The organism is Cupriavidus sp. UGS-1 (genome assembly GCF_021213615.1).
In the GTDB taxonomy this organism is placed as follows: domain Bacteria; phylum Pseudomonadota; class Gammaproteobacteria; order Burkholderiales; family Burkholderiaceae; genus Cupriavidus.
In genome coordinates this window covers 51033-71817 of sequence record NZ_JAJQJF010000021.1, presented here as the reverse complement: position 1 = coordinate 71817, position 20785 = coordinate 51033, and the positions used below count along the sequence as shown (strand labels likewise).

The following is a 20785-nucleotide window of genomic DNA, read 5'->3' as shown; positions in this document are numbered from 1 at the left end:
ACTAATGTGAAACACATTGATCTGGCTCACCGCCTGCTCCATGACGAAGCATTCATGGCCAGCTGTCACGGCGGAACGTTCCTGCGTATGCAGGCATCCGGCCCGGAGCTGCGGCAGCTGTTTTCCTGGGACGACCTCAATGACAGCCTGTCGTGTAACCGGTTGACCAACGATCGGCTTCGCCTGTCGACGGAAAGGGATCACGACATCGTCAACAGGCGAGCATTTCGCCCAGTCAGGGATCGATTCGGCAGAAGGACCGATCAACTGGTGATCAGCGAACTGCACCGGTTGATGGAGGAAGGGGTAACCGCCGTACTCGAGGCGGTCAACGAACTCGCACCGCCAGTGGAGAAGTTTACGGAGCAAATGGGCGGCACCTTAGGGGTCCGATCGAGTGCGAACGCCTACATGTCGTTTGGGAGCACGTCCGGATTTGGACGACACAATGATGACCACGACGTCATTGTCATACAGATCGATGGCCGGAAAAAATGGACCTTCTTTCAATCGCCCAATGGTTATCGGCACGCGCTCGTTACCGAAACGTCCGATCAGGAGGCATTGAAGGCCGGTGAGACGATCACCGTTTCGCGCGGCGATATCCTGTTCATTCCCAAAGGAACCTGGCACGACGTCATTTCGATCGGAGAGCCGAGCCTGCATCTGACCGTCAGCCTGGTCTACCCCACCGTTTCCGATTTCATCGCGTGGGGCATGCAGCAGGATCGCTTTGGAATCCCATTTACCGATATTCGGCCGGACGGCGGATCATTCCAGGCGCTGGTTAACGACAGCCTGCAATTCATGACCACGCTGATCAGCAACGAAAATCTGAACAGGTTCTTGCGTTTCCATCGTTCCGGCCACGCGAACGCAAGGCTCAAGGCAGATTTCCCGGTTCTTAATCAGCCCACCGGCGAGGCGATGTACCGGCGAATACCGATCGACGCGATACCGCTCGAGCGAAGGGCCGGTACCGTCAAGATTTACGCGCTAGGTCGAACGCATCTGCTGACGGACGACGAATATACGGTGCTATGTCGGCTGCCACATTTCGGCGGAATGCGTGGAGATGATCTGGCATCCGTTCAGGCGGATTGGAATGCCGTGTCGCAACGGCTCCGAAGCCTGATGAACAAGGGACTTGTCGGCAAGGACATCGAGTGCCGACCCGACCGCGTTGTTGCGCGTGACGTCGCTTCGTAAAACAAAAAACCCGTAGGCCCTTGTCCGGCCTACGGGTTTTTCTTAAAGACCGGCCAGGCCGGCTTCTGCTGCCACTCTTACTGGCAGGCTTCGCACTCGTCGAACCCCGGATCGCCCGGGCGCATCGTGCAGACCGCGCCTTCGGCTTCGGGCATCGCCGGGGCCGAGGCGGCCACCTGGTCGATCGACGAGGCCGAGGCACCGCCGGCGGCGGCGCCCGAGGACACCGCGTTCAGCGAGCCGCGCGACACGGTCGACTTCTCGACGTGCGTGGCGGCGATCGTGCGCAGGTAGTAGGTCGTCTTCAGGCCGCGGATCCACGCCAGCTTGTAGGTATCGTCCAGCTTCTTGCCCGAGGCGCCGGCCATGTAGATGTTCAGCGACTGGGCCTGGTCGATCCACTTCTGGCGGCGGCTGGCCGCCTCCACCAGCCAGGTCGGCTCGACCTCGAACGCGGTCGCGTACAGGTCGCGCAGGTCCTGCGGAATGCGGTCGATGCGGGCGAGCGAGCCGTCGAAGTACTTCAGGTCGGCGACCATCACCTCGTCCCACAGGCCGCGTGCCTTCAGGTCGCGCACCAGGTAGTCGTTGACCACGGTGAACTCGCCCGACAGGTTCGACTTGACGTACAGGTTCTGGAAGGTCGGCTCGATGCAGGCCGACACGCCGATGATGTTCGAGATCGTCGCGGTCGGCGCGATCGCGATGCAGTTCGAGTTGCGCATGCCGTGCTGCTTGATGCGGGCACGCAGCTTGTCCCAATCCATCGTCGACGACTGGTCGACCTCGAGGTAGCCGCCGCGCTCCTCGGCCAGCAGCTTCAGCGAATCCTGCGGCAGGATGCCGCGATCCCACAGCGAACCCTGATAGGTGCTGTAGCGGCCGCGCTCCTCGGCCAGCTCGGTCGAGGCCTGGTAGGCGTAGTAGCAGACCGCCTCCATCGAGGTGTCGGCGAACTGCACCGCGGCTTCGCTGGCGTACGGCACGCGCAGCACGTGCAGGCAGTCCTGGAAGCCCATGATGCCCATGCCGACCGGACGGTGGCGCAGGTTCGAATTGCGTGCCTTGTCGACCGCGTAGTAGTTGATGTCGATCACGTTGTCGAGCATGCGCATCGCGGTGCGGATGGTCTTCTCGAGCTTGGCGTGGTCGAGTGCGTGGCTGCCGTCGGCCTGCTGCTTCAGGTGCGCGACCAGGTTGACCGAACCCAGGTTGCAGACCGCGATTTCGCTGTCGTTGGTGTTCAGCGTGATCTCGGTGCACAGGTTCGAGCTGTGGACCACGCCGACATGCTGCTGCGGGCTGCGGATGTTGCACGGATCCTTGAAGGTGATCCACGGATGGCCGGTCTCGAACAGCATGCCCAGCATCTTGCGCCACAGCTGCATCGCCGGGATCTTCTTGAACAGCTTCAGCTCGCCGCGCGCGACCTTCTCCTCGTAGCCGAGGTAGGCCTTCTCGAATTCCTTGCCGACCTTGTCGTGCAGGTCCGGGCAGGTCGACGGCGAGAACAGCGTCCACTCGCCGTTCTCCATCACGCGCTTCATGAACAGGTCCGGAATCCAGTTCGCGGTATTCATGTCGTGCGTGCGGCGGCGGTCGTCGCCGGTGTTCTTGCGCAGCTCGAGGAATTCCTCGATGTCCAGGTGCCAGGTCTCCAGGTAGGCGCAGACCGCGCCCTTGCGCTTGCCGCCCTGGTTGACCGCCACGGCGGTGTCGTTGACCACCTTCAGGAACGGCACCACGCCTTGCGACTTGCCGTTGGTGCCCTTGATGTGCGAGCCCAGCGCGCGCACGTTGGTCCAGTCGTTGCCCAGGCCGCCGGCGAACTTCGACAGCAGCGCGTTCTCCTTCAGGCCCTCGTAGATGCCTTCCAGATCGTCGGAGATCGTGGTCAGGTAGCACGAGGACAGCTGCGAGCGGCGGGTGCCCGAGTTGAACAGCGTCGGCGTCGACGACATGAAGTCGAACGACGACAGCAGGTTGTAGAACTCGATCGCACGGCCTTCACGGTCGGTCTCGTTCAGCGCCAGGCCCATCGCGACGCGCATGAAGAAGGCCTGCGGCATCTCGATGCGGGTCTCGTCGACGTGCAGGAAGTAGCGGTCGTACAGCGTCTGCAGGCCCAGGTAGTTGAACTGGAAGTCGCGCGAGGCGTCCAGCGCCGCGCCCAGGCGCGCCAGGTCGAAGGTCGCCAGCTTCTCGTCGAGCAGTTCGGCCTCGATGCCGCGGGCGATGAACTTGGGGAAGTACTCCGCGTAGCGGCTGCCCATCTCGGCCTGCGTCACTTCCTCGCCGAGGATTTCCTTGCGGATCGTGTGCAGCAGGATGCGGGCGGTGACCTGGCTGTAGGCCGGGTCCTTTTCGATCAGCGTGCGCGCGGCGAGGATGGCCGAGTCGTAGACCTGGCTCATCGGCACGCCGTCGTACAGGTTCTTGACCGTTTCCTTCAGGATCGGCTCGGCATCGACGCCTTCGCCCAGGCCGGCGCAGGCGGTGTCGATCAGCGCGTGCAGTGCGACCAGATCCAGCGGACGCGTCACGCCGCCGTCGGTGACGTTGAAGTTGGCCACGGACTGCGCCACGCGGGCGACGGCCTGGGCGTTGGCCTGGCCGCGCTCCTGGTTGCGCTTCTCGCGGTAGAGCACGTAGGCGCGCGCCACTTCATGTTCGCCCGAGCGCATCAGCGCCAGTTCGACGTGATCCTGCACGTCCTCGATGTGGAAGGTGCCGCCGTTCGGGCGGCTGCGCAGCAGCGCGCGCACCACGTTCTGGGTCAGCTGCTCGACCAGCTCGCGCACGCGCGCGGAAGCGGCGCCCTGCCCGCCGTTGACGGCGAGGAAGGCCTTGGTCATCGCCACCGAGATCTTGCTCGGCTCGAAAGCGACCACCGCGCCGTTGCGGCGGATGATCTTGTAATCCTGGTAGTTGCCAGCGGCGTTCTCAGCGGCGGGGCTCGGCTGCGCCACGGCGGCGATACCGGCCTTGCCGGCGATGTCTTGTTGGGCCGTCTGCATGTAGCACTCCTGTTTTTGTGACCAGTGTTATCAACGACAAAGAGCCCCTGGAAAATGCGCAAAAAGAGACATCCCCTGCGCGGCGATGCCGTGCCGGATTACTGCCTTGCTGCATTCCCGTGGAGGGCTCTTGTGACGTGCCGACCGTGTGGCGCGCCGGTGCCGCGTGCTGCGGGCCGGCTGGAAACGCCCGCCGCGCGTGGCGCGAAGGCAACCTGCCGAGCCCGTGGCGGACGCTGCACGCCTAGGTCGGCTCCCCGAAAGCACCACTAGATATAGTGGTCATGACGAAAAGCTGGACTAAGTATAGTGAAATGAATCGCGTTGACCAGTCTTGACAAGCGCGTCCGCGGGCCGGTCCGGCGTCACGCCGGCACCCCGGCTCCCCGCCAGACCAAGCGGCTCAAGGGTTGCGGCCGTTTTGTCGGCTGGCGCACCGACGAAAGAATTTTTTTTGATTAGCGCCACGCTTCCGATAGCCCCGCGCCGGCGCGGGGTTTTCGGCTAGGCCGCGGCGCCGCCGCAACGGTACGGCAGCATCGCCGGCGCGAGTCCCGCGGCCTGCGCAAAGCGCGGCCAGTCAAAGCACGGACCGGGGTCGGTCTTGCGGCCGGGGGCGATATCGCTGTGGCCGGCCACGGCCGCGATCGGATAGGCCCGCACCAGCAGCCGCGACAGCGCGGCCGCGGTGTCGTACTGGGCCGGCTCGAACGGCAGCGTGTCGCAGCCTTCGAGCTCGATGCCGATCGAGAAGTCGTTGCAGCGCTCGCGCCCGAAGAAGGCCGACTGGCCGGCATGCCAGGCGCGCTCGGCGCACGAGACGAACTGCAGCAGCTCGCCGCTGCGCCGCACCAGGAAATGCGCCGACACACGGACCTCGTGGATGGTGGCGAAGAACGGATGGCGCGCCGGATCGAGCCGGTTCAGGAACAGCGCCTCGATATCGTCGCTGCCGAATTCGCCGGGCGGCAGGCTGATGTTGTGGATCACCAGCAGATCGACCGGCATGCCGGGCGGGCGCGGATCGAAGTTCGGCGACGGCACCCGGCGCGCGCCCTCGACCCAGCCCGCGCCGTCCAGCCGCAGCAGGGGCGGAAGCGGCGCGGTCATGGGGAACCGCCGGGGTCGCCGCCGCGGTCGCCAGATCGCTGCTGAGCTTCAGGGAGATGGCCGGCACGGCAGTAGTGCAGGCCCTGATAGGCGATCGCCTCGCTGCGCGGCAGATGCACGCCGCAGTGGGCGCACGGCACGATCGGCTCCTGCGCCCGGCGATTCGCGTCAGCGGCGGCATCGGCCGGCGGGGGTTCGGCGCGGCGCGCGCGCACGCGGCTGCCGAGCCACCAGAATATGGCCAGCAGGACCGCCAGCAACAGGAACAGACGTGCCATCGACGATGCCTTGCTTCAGAGGCGATGCAGAATCACTTCGATCACGAAGCGGCTGCCGACGTAGGCCAGCAGCAGGATGCAGAACGAGGCGATGACCCAGCGCAGCGCCACGCGGCCACGCCAGCCGTAGAACCGCCGGCCCGCCAGGATGCCGGCGAACATCACCCACGAGACCAGCGCGAACACGGTCTTGTGGTCGAAGCGGAAGACCCGCCCGAACAGCTCCTCGGAGAACAGCAGCCCCGAGGCGATCGTCATCGTCAGCAGCACGAAGCCGGCCGCGATCAAGCGGAACAGCAGCTTCTCGAGCGTCAGCAGCGGCGGCAGCAGGTCGAGCCAGCGGCCCAGCCAGCCGGCCTGCTGCGGCGCGCCGGCGGCCATCGCGCCGCCCGGCACGTGTACGCCGTGGCCGCGGTTGAAACCATGCAGCCGGCGCTCGACCAGCAGCATCAGGAAGGCGTGGAAGGCCGCCAGCGTGAACAGCCCGTAGGCGACGTTGGCGATGATGAAATGCAGCTTGAACAGCGGCCGCGCGGCATAGCCGAGGATCTGCGCGCCGGGGAAGGCGAGCGGCATCAGGCTGGCCAGCATCGCCACCGGGATCACGACCAGGCCCAGTCCCGCCAGCGAGAAGAAGAAGCTCTCGATCCAGTAGATGCCGACGCCCAGCCACAGCATCGCCGACAGCGCGAAGGCAAAGCCGAACACCATGCGGTCGGCCGGAAAGATGGTCTCGTGCAGCAGCATGCCGTGGCTGGCCAGCACCGCCACCATCAGCAGATGCCACCAGGCGGGCTGCCCCTCGGCGCTGCCGCCCGGCGCGGGGCCCGGCACCAGCACCATCGAGCCCGGCTGGCCGCCGAGGCCCGGACCGCCAGCCGTGCTAGTGGCCAGCCCGGCGTGGCGCGTCGCCCAGCCGTGATAGGCCAGCGCGCAATAGAGGAGTGCCGTCAGGGCATACAGTACAATCGCCATTCGCGCAGTTTACCCTAGCGCCTGTTACGGTGACCGACGGCGGTGACTGACCCGCGGTGACCGGCGGCAATGACCCGCGGCGGCAAGGCCGGATGGCGGCGCCGCGATGGACGCCCGGCGAATTCGCCCGATCGGCCCCCGTCCGCCACGCCACGGCCCGCACCGCATGGTCGATCAGCGATCGGCCACCGGCCGACAAGCGCGGCGGCGCGCCGCAACCCTACAAAGCCCACCTCCGGATTTCTGCCATGCTGGACAATCTCACTCAACGCCTGGCGCGGGTCGTCAAGACCATGCGCGGCGAGGCACGCCTGACCGAAGCCAACACCGCCGAGATGTTGCGGGAGGTTCGCCTGGCCATGCTGGAGGCCGACGTCGCGCTGCCGGTGGTGCGCGAGTTCGTGGCCCGCGTCAAGGAAAAGGCGCTGGGCGAGGAAGTGGTCGGCAGCCTCACGCCCGGCCAGGCGCTGGTCGGCGTGGTGCAGCGCGAACTGACCGCGGTGATCGGCGGCGAGGAAGCCGTCGCGGCCGACGGCGCGGCCGGCAAGGCGGCCGAGCTGAACCTGGCGGTGCAGCCGCCGGCGATCATCCTGATGGCCGGCCTGCAGGGCGCGGGCAAGACCACCACGGTCGGCAAGCTGGCCAAATGGCTGAAGGAAAACAAGAAGAAGAAGGTGCTGACGGTCTCGTGCGACGTCTACCGCCCCGCCGCGATCGCGCAGCTCAAGACCGTGTCGGACCAGGTCGGTGCCGACTTCTTCCCGTCGCAGCCGGATCAGAAGCCGGTCGACATCGCCCGCGCCGCGCTCGACTGGGCCCGCAAGCACTATCACGACGTGCTGATCGTCGACACGGCCGGCCGGCTCGGCATCGACGAGGCGATGATGCAGGAGATCGCCGCGCTGCACGCCGCGCTCAAGCCCGCCGAGACGCTGTTCGTGGTCGACGCGATGCTGGGCCAGGACGCGGTCAACACGGCCAAGGCGTTCAACGACACGCTGCCGCTGACGGGCGTGGTGCTGACCAAGCTCGACGGCGATGCGCGCGGCGGCGCCGCGCTGTCGGTGCGGCACGTGACCGGCCGCCCCATCAAGTTCGTTGGCGTTGGCGAAAAGCTCGACGGCCTCGAACCGTTCTACCCGGATCGCATGGCCCAGCGCATTCTCGGCATGGGCGACATCCTCGCGCTGGTCGAGGAGGCGCAGCGCGGCGTCGACATGGAAGCGGCCGAGAAGCTCGCCAAGAAGATCAAGAAGACCGGCGGCTTCGACCTCGAGGACTTCAAGGCGCAGATCGGCCAGATGAAGAAGATGGGCGGCCTTGGCAGCCTGGTCGACAAGCTGCCGGCGCAGTTCGCCCAGCAGGCCCAGGGCGCCAATATGGATCAGGCCGAGAAGCAGGTGCGCCGCATGGAAGGCATCATCAACAGCATGACGCCGGCCGAGCGCGCCAAGCCCGAGCTGATCAAGGCCAGCCGCAAGCGCCGCATCGCCGCGGGCGCCGGCGTGCCGGTGCAGGAAGTGAACCGCCTGCTGAACCAGTTCGACCAGATGCAGAGCATGATGAAGAAGCTCAAGGGCGGCGGCATGGCCAAGATGATGCGCTCGATGGGCGCGATGAAGGGCGGCATGAAGGGCCTGTTCAACCGCTGATCCGCCCCATCGAACTGCCGCCCGCAAAGAACACCAGACAGGACCGAACATCATGATGACTGCCGAACAGGCCCGCGAACTGTGGGCGAACTCCGAGGAAATCGTCAGCGCGCAGCAGGTGCAGCAGTCGCTGGACCGCATGGCGCGCGAGATCACCGACAAGATGGGAGACCGCTTCCCACTGGTGCTGTCGGTGATGGGCGGCGCCGTGGTCTTCACCGGCATGCTGCTGCCCAAGCTCGAATTCCCGCTCGAGTTCGACTACATCCACCTGTCCCGCTACAACAACAAGACGGTCGGCGGCGAGATGCAATGGCGCGTCGCGCCGCGCGAGTCGGTCAAGGACCGGACCGTGCTGGTGCTCGACGACATCCTCGACGAGGGCGAGACCATGGCGGCGATCCGCCAGCGCATCATGGACATGGGCGCGCGCGATTTCTACGCGGCAGTGCTGTGCGAGAAGACGCTGGCCAAGTCCAAGCCGATGCATCCGGACTTCTGCGGCTTCACGGTGCCGGACCGCTATGTGTTCGGCTGCGGCATGGATGCCAAGGGCTACTGGCGTAACCTCGGCACCATCCGCGCGCTAAAGGACTGAGGCGCCCGCCTTTCTTCCCCGCCCCTTCCCCGCCCCTTCCCCGTCCCGGCCGGACGCGCCTGCTTTCAGTGTCCGGCCGCCAGGATCGGCCACAGCGAGCCGAGCAGCAGCAGCGCCATCGTCACGTTGAACACGCGCAGCACGCGCGGCCGCGCCAGCCAGCGGCGCAGCGACGCGCCGAACACTGCCCACACCGCCACGCTCGGCAGATTGATGATCGCCGACAGGCTGGCCAGCAGCAGCACGTTGAGCCAGACATTCGGGTGCAGCACATAGGCGCTGCACGCGCCCACCGCCATCACCCACGCCTTCGGATTGACCCACTGGAACGCGGCCGCCTGCAGGAAGCCCATCGGCCTGGCCACCTGCCGGTCCTGCACGCCACCGGCGGTGGCCAGCTTCCAGGCCAGGTAGACCAGATAGACGGTGGCGGCCACGCGCAGCAGCGGCCAGGTCCACGGCAGCGCGGTGAACAGCGAACCGAGGCCGAGGCCGATCAGCGCGATCATCACCGCGAAGCCGCTGCTGATGCCGAGCAGATGGGGAATGGTGCGCGCGAAACCGAAATTGACGCCCGAGGCCAGCACCATCGTGTTGTTCGGTCCGGGCGTGATGGACGACACCAGCACGAAGCCGCCGAACGCGGCAAACACGGCAGAGCCCGCCGCCAGTTCCGACAGTGCCATGGCAACTCCTTGAATACAGGGGAAGCGGCAGTCTAGCGCGGCGGTCCTATACAGTACCGGTACAGATTCACCGGTAAAGTCCGGCACAGTGCTGCTGCCGGTTCAGCACAGATGTGGCAGGGCGGAGCGCGACCACGGGCTCCGTGCCTCCGGGCGGCAGCGGGTCAGCCTTCGCCGCGATACGGCGCTTCGCGCAGCCACTTGGTGGCGATCCACTTCTCGCCCTGCTCGACCGGCAGCCCCGCGTGCAGCGTCCGTTCGTCGAGCGAGCCGTCCTCGCCGAGATAGGCGAAGAACACCGCATTGCCCTGCACCGGATTGACGCGCAAACCCAGCTTCGGGAACGCGGTCGCGCCGCCGGCCGGCACATCGTTCAGGTAGATCACCAGCGTCGCCATCCGCTGTCCGCCAACGCGCAGCTGGCGTGCCTCGCCGGGGCGCTGCGGGTTGAAGAAGTCGTAGTGCGGCTGGTACTCGGCGCCGGGCTTGTAGTTCAGGATCTGCAGCCCTTCGCCGTGCTCGACCGGCACGCCGGTCACCGCGGCGATGCGCGCCTCCAGCCGCTCGATCAGCGGATGCTCGCCGACCTGGAACATCGCGCCCATGCTGGTGCGCGCGTCGATCAGGTTCTCGTCGCCGGTATCGGGATTGACCACCGGCGAGCGCGCCAGCCGGCCGCGCGACAGCGCGATCAGCGCCTCGCATTCGTCCGGCATCAACAGCCGCTGGAACAGCGCGATGCGCGGCGACTCGATCGCGAACAGCACCGGCACGTCGCGGCCGTCGCCGGCTGGCAATGCATTGGGCGCGGTGATCGCAGGGGTCGCCGCCGCCGCGGTGGCAGCGTGGTGCGCGGCGTTGGGCATGGACTGCGCAGCGGCCTTCGCCCTGGCGGTCGGCGATGGCGAATGTCCCGACCGCGCGCCGCGCTGCCCGGATCCGGCAAAGGCGGCCTGCACCGTGGCGCGCGCGAAGGCCGCGTCGTAGCCGGACTGGCACATCGACCGCACCAGCGCGTCGGCGCCGAAGCCTTGCGCGATATGCCGGGCCAGCCAGCGTTCCAGTTCGGGCGACGAGGTGGCGTAGCCGGTCTTGCCGGCCGCCGGATGCGGGCGCGAAGTCATGACGGATCGGACAGGCGGGTGGATGGGAACGCGGCAGGCGCGGCGGTGTTCGCCACCGTCACCGCGGCCTCGGCCTCTTGCCAGCGCTTCCACGCGGCCAGCACCGCGTTCGGATAGTCGGCCCGGCCGCGGCTGCCGTTGTAGCGGCCCAGCGCGAGGAACAGGTCGCCGGACTCGCGGTCCAGATAGTGGCGCAGGATCGTGCAGCCGTAGCGCAGATTGCTCTGCAGATGGAACAGCTTGCGGGCGTCGCCGTCGCCGATGGTGCGCGCCCAGAACGGCATCACCTGCATCAGCCCGCGTGCGCCCGCCGTGCTGATCGCGTACTTGCGGAAATTGCTCTCGACCTGGATCAGCCCCAGCACCAGCGCGGGCTCGAGTCCGGCCCGCTTGGCCTCGTAGTAGACGGTCTCGACCAGCTCGGTGCGGATCAGCGGCTCGGGAATGCGCCGCTCGAGGCGGCGCGACATCTCGGCGACCCAGCGCAGATAGGCGTCACGCTCGCCGGCGGAGACGAACACCGGCCGGGTGGGGCGCGCATCGGCAATCGCCGCGGCCAGCGCGCCGCGCACGGCGTCGGCCAGCTGCTCCTCGCGCTGGGCGCCGGCGTGCGCGGGCGGCGCGGTCAGCAACGCCAGCGCTGTCAGCAGCGCCGCGATGGCGGCGCATCGCGGCCTGGGCATGGCGTCAGTTGGCCAGCAGCTTGCGGACATGCCCGACGATGTCGGCCACCGCCACGCGGCTCGCCTCGGCATCGCGCCGGCCCTGATACTCGACCTGGCCTTCCTTCAGGCCGCGGTCGCCGACCACCACGCGATGCGGCACGCCGATCAGTTCCCAGTCGGCGAACATCACGCCGGGGCGCTCGCCGCGGTCGTCCAGGATCGCATCGACGCCGGCCGCCAGCAGCTCGGCATGGATACGGTCGGCCTCGGCCTTGACCGCTTCCGAGCGGTCGTAGCCGACCGGGCACACCACCACCTCGAACGGCGCGATCGCGGCCGGCCAGATGATGCCGCGCTCGTCGTAGTTCTGCTCGACCGCCGCGCCGACGATGCGCGTCACGCCGATGCCGTAGCAGCCCATCTGCATCGGCTGGGTCTTGCCGTTCTCGTCGAGGAAGGTCGCGTTCATCGCCGCCGAATAGCGCGTGCCGAGCATGAACACATGGCCGACCTCGATGCCGCGGCAGATCGCCAGCCGGCCCTTGCCGTCGGGCGAGGCATCGCCCTCGACCACGTTGCGCAGGTCCGCGACCACCGGCTCGGGCAGGTCGCGGCCCCAGTTGACGCCGGTCAGGTGATAGTCGCGCTCGTTGGCGCCGCAGACGAAGTCGCTCATGTTGGCGACGGTGCGGTCGGCCACCACGCGGATCGGCGCCTTGGCACCGATCGGGCCCAGATAGCCCGGGGGCGTGCCGAAGGTGGCGACGATCTCCGCCTCGGTGGCGAAGCGGAACTCGCCCAGGCCCGGCACCTTCGACGCCTTGATCTCGTTCAGGTCGTGGTCGCCGCGCAGCAGCAGCAGCCAGATCTGCGCGGGCTCGCCGGCCGTGCCCTCGGTCGCCAGCACGATCGACTTGACGGTGCGCTCCAGCGGAATGCCGAGCAGTTCGGCGACGTCCTCGCACTTGGCCTTGCCCGGCGTCGGCGTGCGCGTCAGCGGCTCGCGCGCGGGCGCACGCTCGGCCAGCAGCGGCAGCGCCTCGGCGGCCTCCATGTTCGCGGCGTAGTCCGACTCGGGGCAGTAGACGATCGCGTCCTCGCCGGTGTCCGCGATCACGTGGAATTCATGCGAGCCCGAGCCGCCGATCGCGCCGTTGTCGGCCGCCACCGCGCGGAACTCCAGCCCGAAGCGCTGGAAGATGCGGATATAGGCGTCGTACATCTGGCGGTACGACACCTTCATGCCGTCCTCGTCGCGGTCGAACGAATAGGCGTCCTTCATCGTGAACTCGCGCCCGCGCATGATGCCGAAGCGCGGCCGGCGCTCGTCGCGGAACTTGGTCTGGATCTGGTACAGGTTCAGCGGCAGCTGCTTGTAGCTGCGGATCTCGGTGCGGACGATGTCGGTGACAACCTCTTCGGAAGTCGGCTGCAGCACGAAGTCGCGCTCATGGCGATCCTTCAGGCGCAGCAGCTCCGGCCCCATCTTGTCCCAGCGGCCGGTCTCCTGCCACAGCTCGGCCGGCTGCACGAACGGCATCAGCAGTTCGACGGCGCCGGCGCGGTTCATCTCCTCACGGACGATCTGCTCGATCTTGCGGATCACGCGCAGGCCGGTTGGCATATAGCTATAGATGCCGGCACCCAGCTTCTTGATCATGCCGGCGCGCATCATTAGCTTGTGCGAGACGATCTCCGCGTCGGCGGGGGCTTCCTTGAGAGTGGAAATGAAGAATTGCGAAGCTTTCATCCGTGGCTTTCGGTTGGGACAGCGGGTTGGGACAGCGCGCGCGGCGCGGATCGATGGGAAAAAGGGTAAGGGGTCCGACAGGGCAAGGACTGGGTAAAAAAATGCGGCCGGGCACACGGTCGCGACACGGTGTCTGGGCCGGCGAAAGGCGCCTGAAACGGCGCATTTCGTCGGGGAAAACCAGCACGCCGGACCGGCCCGGACGGACCCCGCGCTTCCTTTATAATCGACGTAATTCTAAAGGATTCGAGGTGCAGTCATGCTCGATCGTGAAGGCTTCCGCCCGAACGTCGGCATCATCCTCATCAACGCACGGAACGAGGTGTTCTGGGGCAAGCGAATCGGCGAACATTCTTGGCAGTTTCCCCAAGGCGGCATCAAATACGGCGAGACGCCGGAACAGGCGATGTACCGCGAACTGCATGAAGAGGTCGGACTGCTGCCCGAGCACGTCAGGATCGTCGGTCGCACGCGCGACTGGCTGCGTTACGAGGTGCCGGACAAGTTCATACGCCGCGAGATTCGCGGGCATTACAAGGGGCAGAAACAGATCTGGTTCCTGCTGCGCATGGCGGCGCGCGATTGCGATATCTGCCTGCGCGCCACCGACCACCCGGAATTCGATGCCTGGCGCTGGAGCCAGTACTGGGTGCCGCTCGACGCGGTGATCGAATTCAAGCGCGAGGTCTACCAGATGGCGCTGACGGAGCTGTCGCGCTTTCTGCATCGCGGCCAGCGGGCGCCGCTCAGTCCCTACGGCAACCACCATGCCGGGACCCATGGCAACGCCGGCCGCGCCGGCGGCCAGCGCGCGGGCCGGCAAGGTCCGGGCAATGCGCCGGCCGCCAGCCAGCCGTCCCCTACCCTGACGCAGCCGGAAGCGCCGGTCTGCGTGCAAACGCGGAGCACTGATGACTAAACCCGCCGGCTTCGGCCGACGCCGCACCGGCAGCGCAACCCCCACGGGTCTGGCTGCCGGACTTGCCACGCTGTTGGCACTCGCCCTGGTGAGCGCCTGTTCGACCAGCACCGAGACGCCCAAGCGCGCCGCCCAGCTCGAAGCGGAGGAGGCCGAGGAACCGGTCTTCCTGCTCGACCGGCTCGCCTCCAAGGGCTTTCAGGAGGCCGCGACCAAGCTGCCGCCGCCGCCGGCCGACGCCGATCTGCTGCCGTTTGACGTCAGCACGACCGGGCGCCTGTCGTTCGCGGTGGACGCCAAGTCGATCCTGGTCGGCGAGGACGGCGCGGTGCGCTACACCGCGGTGATCACCAGCCCGACCGGCGTGCGCAACATCAGCTACGAAGGGGTGCGCTGCGACGTGTTCCAGCGCAAGCTGTTCGCCACCATGCCGCCCGGCAGCAAGACCTGGGTGCCGAACCAGAGCGCGGGCGCCGAGCAATGGCGGACGATGAGCACCAGCGTGCGCAACAGCTATGCGGCGACGCTGGCGTCCGAATATCTGTGCGACGGCCGCGCGGTGGCGGGCAAGACCGAGGACATCGTGCGCGCGATCCGCGACGGCGTGGCCCGGCAGGGCGCGTACCAGTAAGGGCTATCGACAGCCTACGATGAAGGCCCGCGGCGGCGGATTGCCATCGCCGGCCTTTTTGCGTCCGCTCAGACGAGTACGAGGTTGTCCCGGTGGATCAGCTCGGGCTCGTTCAGATGGCCGAGCACCGCTTCGATTTCCGATGACGGCTTGCGGGCGATCAGCCGCGCCTCGGCGCTCGAGTAGTTGGTGAGGCCACGCGCCACCTCGCGCCCCTGCGCATCGACGCAGGCGATGACCTCGCCGCGCGCGAACTCGCCCTGCACCTCCACCACGCCGATCGGCAGCAGCGACTTGCCGCCCGCGGTCAGCTTGTCGACCGCGCCCGCGTCGATGACGACGCGCCCGCGCAGCTGCAGATGGTCTGCCATCCACTGCTTGCGCGCGGTCAGCCGCCCGGTCGGCGCCAGCAGCTGCGTGCCGATCGCCTCGCCGCCGGCCAGACGCGCGAGCACGTCGGCCTCGCGTCCGGACGCGATCACGGTATGGGCGCCCGACTTGGCCGCGCGCTTGGCCGCCAGGATCTTGGTCAGCATGCCGCCGCGGCCGATCGCGGTGCCGGCACCGCCGGCCATCGCCTCGAGCTGTGGCGTGCCGGCCAGCGCCTCGTGCACGAACTCGGCGGCCGGATCCTTGCGCGGATCGGCGGTGTAGAGGCCGCGCTGGTCGGTCAGGATCACCAGCGCATCGCCCTCGATCAGGTTGGTGACCAGCGCGCCCAGCGTATCGTTGTCGCCGAACTTGATTTCGTCGGTGACGACCGTGTCGTTCTCGTTGATGATCGGCACCACGCCCAGGCCGAGCAGCGTCAGCAGCGTCGAGCGCGCATTCAGGTAGCGCTCGCGGTCGGCCAGGTCGGCATGGGTCAGCAGCACCTGCGCGGTGCGGATGCCATAGCGGCCGAACTGGCTTTCGTAGACCTGGGCCAGCCCCATCTGCCCGACCGCGGCCGCGGCCTGCAGTTCATGGATCTCGCGCGGACGGCGCGCCCATCCCAGCCGCTGCATGCCCTCGGCGATCGCGCCCGAGCTGACCAGCACCACTTCCTTGCCGGCGGTGCGCAGCCTGGCGATCTGCGCCGCCCAGCGGGCGATGGCATCGTGGTCCAGCCCCTTGCCGTCGTTGGTGACGAGGCTCGATCCGACCTTGACGACGATGCGCCGGGCCTGCGCGATGACCGATTGGGTGGGCAACTGTGTCTCCTGAAGTGGGGTCGTGCCGGGCGATGTTCCGGCGCAGATTTCCGGCGCGGGATCAGCCTTGTCGCTCGTCGCGATTTTCGTCGCGATCGACGTTGTGCAGCCGCTCGTCCAGACGCACGTCCGGCTCGGCCAGCGCCGCGGCCTCCTCGGCCTTCAGCGCGGCCAGGTGGTCCTTGATCGCGTAGACCAGCTCACGGCAGCCCTCGCCGGTCAGCGCCGAGATGCGGAACACCGGCCCCTTCCACTTGTAGCGCTTGATGAAGTCCTTGACGCGCGCCTCACGCTCGTCCTCGGGAACCATGTCGAGCTTGTTCAGCACCAGCCAGCGCGGCTTCTCGTACAGCTCGGCGTCGTATTTCTTCAGCTCGTTGACGATGGCGCGCGCCTCGGCGACCGGATCGACCGATTCGTCGAACGGTGCCAGATCGACGATATGCAGCAGCAGTCCGGTGCGCTGCAGATGGCGCAGGAACTGGTGGCCCAGGCCCGCGCCCTCGGCGGCGCCCTCGATCAGCCCCGGGATATCGGCGATCACGAACGATTGCTCGTGGTCGACGCGCACCACGCCCAGGTTCGGATGCAGCGTGGTGAACGGATAGTCCGCCACCTTGGGCCGCGCGTTGGACACGTGCGAGATGAAGGTCGACTTGCCGGCATTGGGCATGCCCAGCAGGCCGACGTCGGCCAGCACCTTCAGCTCGAGCTTGAGCATGCGGCGCTCGCCCGGCTTGCCGTCGACCTGCTGGCGCGGCGCACGGTTGGTACTGGACTTGAAATGCAGATTGCCCCAGCCGCCGATGCCGCCCTCGGCCAGGCACACCTTCTGGCCGTGCTCGGTCAGATCGGCGATGACCTCGCCGCTGTCCATGTCGGTGATCAGCGTGCCGACCGGCATGCGCAGGGTCACGTCCTCGCCGGCCGCGCCGTAGCAGTCGGAGCCGCGGCCGTTCTCGCCGTTGCGGGCGACATGCTTCTTGGCGTAGCGGAAATCGATCAGCGTGTTGATGTTGCGATCGGCCACCGCGTAGACGCTGCCGCCACGGCCGCCATCGCCGCCGTCCGGCCCGCCGAACGGCACAAACTTCTCGCGCCGGAACGACGCGCTGCCATTGCCGCCGTTACCGGCAATGACTTCGATTCGGGCTTCGTCGATGAACTTCATGATGGTGATCCGTGCTGGAGCGTGCCGCGTCGAAAGACCTTGTCAGGCGCTGCCGGCGGCGGGCGACGTGCGACATTGTCGCCAGAAAAGAAAAAGCCCCGCAAGGGTTGCGGGGCCTTCGTGCTGCAAGGCAGTGGTCAGGCTGCCGGAACGACGCTGACCTGCTGCTTCTTGGCAGCGCCCTTGACGGCGAACTTCACGTGGCCGTCAACCAGGGCGAAGAGGGTGTGGTCCTTGCCCACGCCGACGTTCTCGCCGGCATGCACGCGGGTACCGCGCTGGCGGATGATGATGCCGCCGGCGTTGATGGCCTGGCCACCAAACACCTTCACGCCCAGACGCTTCGATTCGGAATCGCGGCCGTTCCGTGTGGAACCGCCGCCTTTTTTCTGTGCCATGACTTAACTCCTGTCGCTATACCTGATGTCGCTCGATTGCGTTGTCTCGTTGCGGTCCGCGGGGACTCAGGCAACGATCGCTTCGATGCGCAGTTCGGTGTAATTCTGGCGATGGCCTTGGCGCTTTTGGTAATGCTTGCGACGGCGCATCTTGAAGATCTTCACCTTGTCGTGACGACCCTGGGAGATAACGGTAGCTTTGACGGAAGCCCCGCTGACCAGCGGCGTACCAAACTTGATCTGGTCGCCAGCGCCCACTGCGAGCACTTGGTCGAGCGTGATTTCTGCGCCAATGTCTGCCGGTATCTGTTCTACTTTCAGTTTTTCGCCAGCAGCAACCTTGTATTGCTTGCCGCCGGTTTTTACGACCGCGTACATTGTCGAACCTCTCGATGTGAATAAACGCCCAAAAGCCAGCGCTGGCGCGGCTTCGCGGCTAGGCGAAGCGGCCATGCAACGCGCTTTCGGCCCGGTTATCTCCCGCCGGCACGGACGCAACAACAGCAGTTCAGCCGGAGGAAACTCGGCATTCTATACGAGCAGCGGGAAAAGTGCAAAGAAAACAAACACATAGACCCGCAGAGACGGGCAGCGCACTTACTGCGCGCTTGCCCGCGCCCTTGCGCTGACGGCCCTCAGGTCGCCTCGGCGAGCAGAAATCCGGCCAGCGCGGCGAACGCCACCCACCACGCAAGGCGGCGGGACGGACGGCGGCCATGGCCATCGGGAGCGGCGGGCTTGTTCATGGCGGCATTATAGGCGCCGGCCGGCCCGTCCTGCCCCCGGGTTCGGCGGCGAAGAGCGCGCCGCGCCACCGCGCGCAGCAGGTGCCATCCGGGCCATCTGGACACGGCCATCGCATATAATCGCTCGTTCTGCGTAACGGTGATCATCTTGTCCGAGTCTTCCGCTTCTGCCTTGCTCGCTCCGGTCGCTGCCGACATGCGCGCCGTCGATGCAGTCATCCGGCAGCGCCTGTCTTCCGAAGTGCCCCTGATCGAACAGATCGGCGAATACATCATCGGCGCGGGCGGCAAGCGCCTGCGCCCCGTGATCCTGCTGCTGTCCGCGCGCGCGCTGGGCTATGACGGACATCGCCATCACGAACTGGCCGCGGTGGTGGAATTCATCCACACCGCCACGCTGCTGCACGACGACGTGGTCGACGAATCCGAGCTGCGCCGCGGCCGCCAGACCGCCAACGCGGTGTTCGGCAATGCCGCCAGCGTGCTGGTCGGCGACTTCCTCTATTCGCGCGCGTTCCAGATGATGGTCGACGCCGGCAGCATGCGGATCATGCAGATCCTGTCGGACGCGACCAATGTGATCGCCGAGGGCGAGGTGCTGCAGCTGCTGAACATGCACGACCCCGACGTCACGGTGGAGCGCTATCTGCAGGTGATCCGCTACAAGACGGCCAAGCTGTTCGAGGCCTCGGCCCAGCTGGGCGCGGTGCTGGCGGGCGCCGACGCGGCGATGGAAGAGGCGGCCGCCGAATACGGGCGCCGCATCGGCACCGCCTTCCAGCTGATCGACGACATGCTCGACTACACGGCCAGCGCCGAGCAGATGGGCAAGAACGCCGGCGACGATCTGCGCGAGGGCAAGCCGACGCTGCCGCTGCTGCATCTGATGGAGCATGGCACCGCCGAGCAACGCGCGCTGGCGCGCGAGGCGATCGTCGAAGGCGGCACCGAACACTTCGACGCGGTGTTCTCGGCCATCCATCAATGCGGGGCCCTGGATGCGACCTTCGAGGCCGCAAAACGCGAGGCCGATGCGGCCGAACGCGCGGCAATGCAATTTCCCTCTTCACAACTGAAGGAAACGCTGATAAAGTTATGTGCTTTCTCGCTGCAACGTCAGTCCTGACGCGGCGGGGAACAAAAAACGGGGTGTAGCTTAGCCTGGTAGAGCGCTACGTTCGGGACGTAGAGGCCGGAGGTTCGAATCCTCTCACCCCGACCAGTTTTTCCGAAAGGGCCGTGCAGCGATGCACGGCCCTTTTGTTTTGGTCGTTTTGGCTTTGGCCGGCGCTTCCCATTTGAGACTGGGCGCATTCCCCTCCCTGCCCGTGCATCGCACACTGGGCCACTCCTCCACTGCGCCCCGCCCGCCATGATCGCCGTGACCGCCCCGTCCGATGCGCCTATCGATGCGCCTATCGATGCGCCGATCGAATACGACCCCGCCATGCCGTCGGCCGACGACGCGCCGGTCGTGCGCTTCGTCCACAGGCTGCTGACCGAGGCCTGCCTGCGCGGCGCCTCGGATCTGCACTTCGAACCGTACGAAGGCTTCTACCGCGTGCGCTTTCGCATCGATGGACGGCTGCACGAGGTCGCGCGTCCGCCGCTGGACATTCGCGATCGCATCGCGACGCGCATCAAGGTGCTGGCGCGGCTGGACATCGCCGAGAGGCGGATACCGCAGGATGGCCGCATGCGTTTCGTGGTGCCGCGGCGCGACGGCGAGGCGACGACTGACGGGGCCGCCGGCCGCGCGGTCGACCTGCGCGTATCGACGCTGCCGACGCTGTTCGGCGAGAAGATCGTGCTGCGCATGCTGGCCGCGTCCAGCGTGCGGCTCGACATGGACGGCCTCGGTCTCGAGCCGCCGCAGCTTGCCGTGCTGCGCGAGCGGCTGCGCCGCCCGCACGGCATGGTGCTGGTCACCGGTCCCACCGGCAGCGGCAAGACCGTCTCGCTGTACGCCTTCCTGAACCTGCTGAACCAGGAGGAGCGCAATATCTCGACGGCCGAGGATCCTGCCGAGATCCAGCTGGCCGGCATCAACCAGGTCAATATCCACGACAAGATCGGCCTGAGCTTCCCCACCGTGCTGCGCGCGTTGCTGCGGCAGGACCCGGACGTGATCATGGTCGGCGAGATCCGCGATGCCGAGACCGCCGATGTCGCGGTCAAGGCGGCGCAGACTGGCCATCTGGTCCTGTCGACGCTGCATACCAACGACGCGCCGGGCACGCTGACGCGGCTCGCGCAGCTCGGCGTCGCGCCGTTTCACCTGGCCGCCAGCGTGCTGGTGATCACCGCGCAGCGGCTGGCCCGCGTGCTGTGCGCCTGCAAACGTCCCGGCTCGGTGCCGCTGTCGGTGCTGCGCGAGGCCGGTTTCGCGGATACGTTGCTCGACGGCGACTGGCAGCCCTGCCAGCCCGTCGGTTGCGCCGCCTGCCGCGGCAGCGGGTATCGCGGCCGCTGCGGCATCCATCAGGTGATGCCGGTCTCCGACGCGATGCAGGGCATCATCCTGTCGCGTGGCAGCGCCCGCGCGCTCGCGCAGCAGGCGCGCCGCGAGGGCGTGCTATCGTTGCGCGAGGCCGGGCTGCTCAAGGTCAGGGCGGGCACGACCTCGCTGGCCGAGGTGCTGGCGGCCACCAGTCCATAACGAC

General features: G+C 67.1%; 19 protein-coding genes, 1 tRNA gene and 1 pseudogene. 8 read left to right on the top strand and 13 right to left on the bottom strand.

Annotated elements, in window-relative coordinates:
- The first annotated feature begins 6 nt into the window (after positions 1–6).
- Entirely contained in the window at positions 7–1209 is a 1203-nt protein-coding gene (locus tag LRR16_RS21615; protein ID WP_232207072.1) for a JmjC domain-containing protein, read from the top strand.
- 77 nt (positions 1210–1286) lie between these two features.
- Here the strand turns inward: LRR16_RS21615 and LRR16_RS21610 are convergent, their stop codons facing one another.
- The 4 genes from LRR16_RS21610 to LRR16_RS21595 form a co-directional block, all read right to left on the bottom strand.
- Positions 1287–4226 carry a ribonucleoside-diphosphate reductase subunit alpha gene (locus LRR16_RS21610; protein ID WP_023263578.1) on the bottom strand — a complete coding sequence of 980 codons (2940 nt, stop codon included), beginning with the start codon at positions 4224–4226 and terminating at the stop codon, positions 1287–1289.
- A 504-nt stretch (positions 4227–4730) separates the two neighbouring features.
- Positions 4731–5336 (bottom strand): 1,6-anhydro-N-acetylmuramyl-L-alanine amidase AmpD, encoded by a 606-nt coding sequence (ampD, locus tag LRR16_RS21605; protein ID WP_006577077.1) that lies wholly within the window; start codon positions 5334–5336, stop codon positions 4731–4733.
- On the bottom strand, positions 5333–5614 hold the full coding sequence (locus LRR16_RS21600; RefSeq protein ID WP_006577076.1) for a PP0621 family protein: 282 nt from the start codon (positions 5612–5614) through the stop codon (positions 5333–5335). Before LRR16_RS21600 ends, ampD begins: the two co-directional genes overlap by 4 nt.
- Positions 5615–5629: 15 nt before the next feature.
- Positions 5630–6589 (bottom strand): inner membrane protein YpjD, encoded by a 960-nt coding sequence (locus LRR16_RS21595; protein WP_023264221.1) that lies wholly within the window; start codon positions 6587–6589, stop codon positions 5630–5632.
- Positions 6590–6837: 248 nt separating this feature from the next.
- Here LRR16_RS21595 and ffh point away from each other — a divergent pair, with 248 nt between their 5' ends.
- Both ffh and LRR16_RS21585 read left to right on the top strand, forming a co-directional pair.
- Entirely contained in the window at positions 6838–8241 is a 1404-nt protein-coding gene (gene ffh, locus LRR16_RS21590; protein WP_006579214.1) for a signal recognition particle protein, read from the top strand.
- A 52-nt stretch (positions 8242–8293) separates the two neighbouring features.
- Entirely contained in the window at positions 8294–8839 is a 546-nt protein-coding gene (locus LRR16_RS21585) for a hypoxanthine-guanine phosphoribosyltransferase (protein WP_023264223.1), read from the top strand.
- Between the two features lie 65 nt (positions 8840–8904).
- Here the strand turns inward: LRR16_RS21585 and LRR16_RS21580 are convergent, their stop codons facing one another.
- The 4 genes from LRR16_RS21580 to LRR16_RS21565 all read right to left on the bottom strand — a co-directional run bounded on the left by LRR16_RS21580 (position 8905) and on the right by LRR16_RS21565 (position 13064).
- A complete protein-coding gene (locus LRR16_RS21580) occupies positions 8905–9525 on the bottom strand; it encodes a LysE family translocator (RefSeq protein ID WP_006579216.1) in 621 nt (206 codons plus the stop codon).
- A gap of 164 nt (positions 9526–9689) precedes the next feature.
- Entirely contained in the window at positions 9690–10649 is a 960-nt protein-coding gene (locus LRR16_RS21575) for a 2OG-Fe(II) oxygenase (RefSeq protein WP_006579217.1), read from the bottom strand.
- Complete coding sequence (locus tag LRR16_RS21570; RefSeq protein ID WP_370646870.1) at positions 10646–11332, bottom strand: lytic transglycosylase domain-containing protein; 687 nt, start codon at positions 11330–11332, stop codon at positions 10646–10648. Before LRR16_RS21570 ends, LRR16_RS21575 begins: the two co-directional genes overlap by 4 nt.
- Before the next feature lie 4 nt (positions 11333–11336).
- Positions 11337–13064 (bottom strand): proline--tRNA ligase, encoded by a 1728-nt coding sequence (locus LRR16_RS21565; RefSeq protein ID WP_232207070.1) that lies wholly within the window; start codon positions 13062–13064, stop codon positions 11337–11339.
- Between the two features lie 259 nt (positions 13065–13323).
- Here LRR16_RS21565 and LRR16_RS21560 point away from each other — a divergent pair, with 259 nt between their 5' ends.
- Both LRR16_RS21560 and LRR16_RS21555 read left to right on the top strand, forming a co-directional pair.
- Positions 13324–13983: an RNA pyrophosphohydrolase gene (locus LRR16_RS21560; protein ID WP_006576520.1), complete on the top strand. Its 660-nt coding sequence runs from the start codon at positions 13324–13326 to the stop codon at positions 13981–13983.
- Entirely contained in the window at positions 13976–14614 is a 639-nt protein-coding gene (locus tag LRR16_RS21555) for a CNP1-like family protein (RefSeq protein WP_043438063.1), read from the top strand. Before LRR16_RS21560 ends, LRR16_RS21555 begins: the two co-directional genes overlap by 8 nt.
- A 68-nt stretch (positions 14615–14682) precedes the next feature.
- Here the strand turns inward: LRR16_RS21555 and proB are convergent, their stop codons facing one another.
- The 5 genes from proB to LRR16_RS21530 all read right to left on the bottom strand — a co-directional run bounded on the left by proB (position 14683) and on the right by LRR16_RS21530 (position 18341).
- Positions 14683–15807 (bottom strand): glutamate 5-kinase, encoded by a 1125-nt coding sequence (gene proB / locus LRR16_RS21550; protein WP_064577249.1) that lies wholly within the window; start codon positions 15805–15807, stop codon positions 14683–14685.
- A gap of 61 nt (positions 15808–15868) precedes the next feature.
- A complete protein-coding gene (cgtA, locus tag LRR16_RS21545) occupies positions 15869–16978 on the bottom strand; it encodes an Obg family GTPase CgtA (protein ID WP_232207069.1) in 1110 nt (369 codons plus the stop codon).
- Between the two features lie 137 nt (positions 16979–17115).
- Entirely contained in the window at positions 17116–17376 is a 261-nt protein-coding gene (rpmA, locus tag LRR16_RS21540) for a 50S ribosomal protein L27 (protein ID WP_006576524.1), read from the bottom strand.
- A 66-nt stretch (positions 17377–17442) separates the two neighbouring features.
- Positions 17443–17754 (bottom strand): 50S ribosomal protein L21, encoded by a 312-nt coding sequence (rplU, locus tag LRR16_RS21535; protein WP_006576525.1) that lies wholly within the window; start codon positions 17752–17754, stop codon positions 17443–17445.
- A 257-nt stretch (positions 17755–18011) separates the two neighbouring features.
- Complete coding sequence (locus tag LRR16_RS21530) at positions 18012–18341, bottom strand: hypothetical protein (RefSeq protein WP_156526620.1); 330 nt, start codon at positions 18339–18341, stop codon at positions 18012–18014.
- Here LRR16_RS21530 and ispB point away from each other — a divergent pair.
- The 3 genes and pseudogenes from ispB to LRR16_RS21515 all read left to right on the top strand — a co-directional run.
- Entirely contained in the window at positions 18319–19248 is a 930-nt protein-coding gene (ispB, locus tag LRR16_RS21525; protein ID WP_006576526.1) for an octaprenyl diphosphate synthase, read from the top strand. The genes LRR16_RS21530 and ispB overlap by 23 nt on opposite strands.
- 19 nt (positions 19249–19267) lie before the next feature.
- Positions 19268–19344: transfer RNA gene (locus LRR16_RS21520), tRNA-Pro, on the top strand.
- A gap of 207 nt (positions 19345–19551) precedes the next feature.
- Positions 19552–20781 (top strand): annotated as a pseudogene (locus tag LRR16_RS21515) (GspE/PulE family protein); the annotation flags it as partial.
- Positions 20782–20785: the final 4 nt, after the last annotated feature.

Bases quoted from the DNA above. Each gene is read 5' to 3' on its own strand.
- rplU (WP_006576525.1), bottom strand. From the start codon at position 17,754: ATGTACGCGGTCGTAAAAACCGGCGGCAAGCAATACAAGGTTGCTGCT.
- LRR16_RS21600 (WP_006577076.1), bottom strand. From the start codon at position 5,614: ATGGCACGTCTGTTCCTGTTGCTGGCGGTCCTGCTGGCCATATTCTGG.
- ispB (WP_006576526.1), top strand. From the start codon at position 18,319: ATGCGCGCCGTCGATGCAGTCATCCGGCAGCGCCTGTCTTCCGAAGTG.
- LRR16_RS21575 (WP_006579217.1), bottom strand. From the start codon at position 10,649: ATGACTTCGCGCCCGCATCCGGCGGCCGGCAAGACCGGCTACGCCACC.
- LRR16_RS21580 (WP_006579216.1), bottom strand. From the start codon at position 9,525: ATGGCACTGTCGGAACTGGCGGCGGGCTCTGCCGTGTTTGCCGCGTTC.
- ampD (WP_006577077.1), bottom strand. From the start codon at position 5,336: ATGACCGCGCCGCTTCCGCCCCTGCTGCGGCTGGACGGCGCGGGCTGG.
- LRR16_RS21565 (WP_232207070.1), bottom strand. From the start codon at position 13,064: ATGAAAGCTTCGCAATTCTTCATTTCCACTCTCAAGGAAGCCCCCGCC.
- rpmA (WP_006576524.1), bottom strand. From the start codon at position 17,376: ATGGCACAGAAAAAAGGCGGCGGTTCCACACGGAACGGCCGCGATTCC.
- cgtA (WP_232207069.1), bottom strand. From the start codon at position 16,978: ATGAAGTTCATCGACGAAGCCCGAATCGAAGTCATTGCCGGTAACGGC.
- ffh (WP_006579214.1), top strand. From the start codon at position 6,838: ATGCTGGACAATCTCACTCAACGCCTGGCGCGGGTCGTCAAGACCATG.
- LRR16_RS21555 (WP_043438063.1), top strand. From the start codon at position 13,976: ATGACTAAACCCGCCGGCTTCGGCCGACGCCGCACCGGCAGCGCAACC.
- LRR16_RS21530 (WP_156526620.1), bottom strand. From the start codon at position 18,341: ATGACTGCATCGACGGCGCGCATGTCGGCAGCGACCGGAGCGAGCAAG.
- LRR16_RS21585 (WP_023264223.1), top strand. From the start codon at position 8,294: ATGATGACTGCCGAACAGGCCCGCGAACTGTGGGCGAACTCCGAGGAA.
- LRR16_RS21595 (WP_023264221.1), bottom strand. From the start codon at position 6,589: ATGGCGATTGTACTGTATGCCCTGACGGCACTCCTCTATTGCGCGCTG.
- LRR16_RS21560 (WP_006576520.1), top strand. From the start codon at position 13,324: ATGCTCGATCGTGAAGGCTTCCGCCCGAACGTCGGCATCATCCTCATC.
- LRR16_RS21570 (WP_370646870.1), bottom strand. From the start codon at position 11,332: ATGCCCAGGCCGCGATGCGCCGCCATCGCGGCGCTGCTGACAGCGCTG.
- LRR16_RS21610 (WP_023263578.1), bottom strand. From the start codon at position 4,226: ATGCAGACGGCCCAACAAGACATCGCCGGCAAGGCCGGTATCGCCGCC.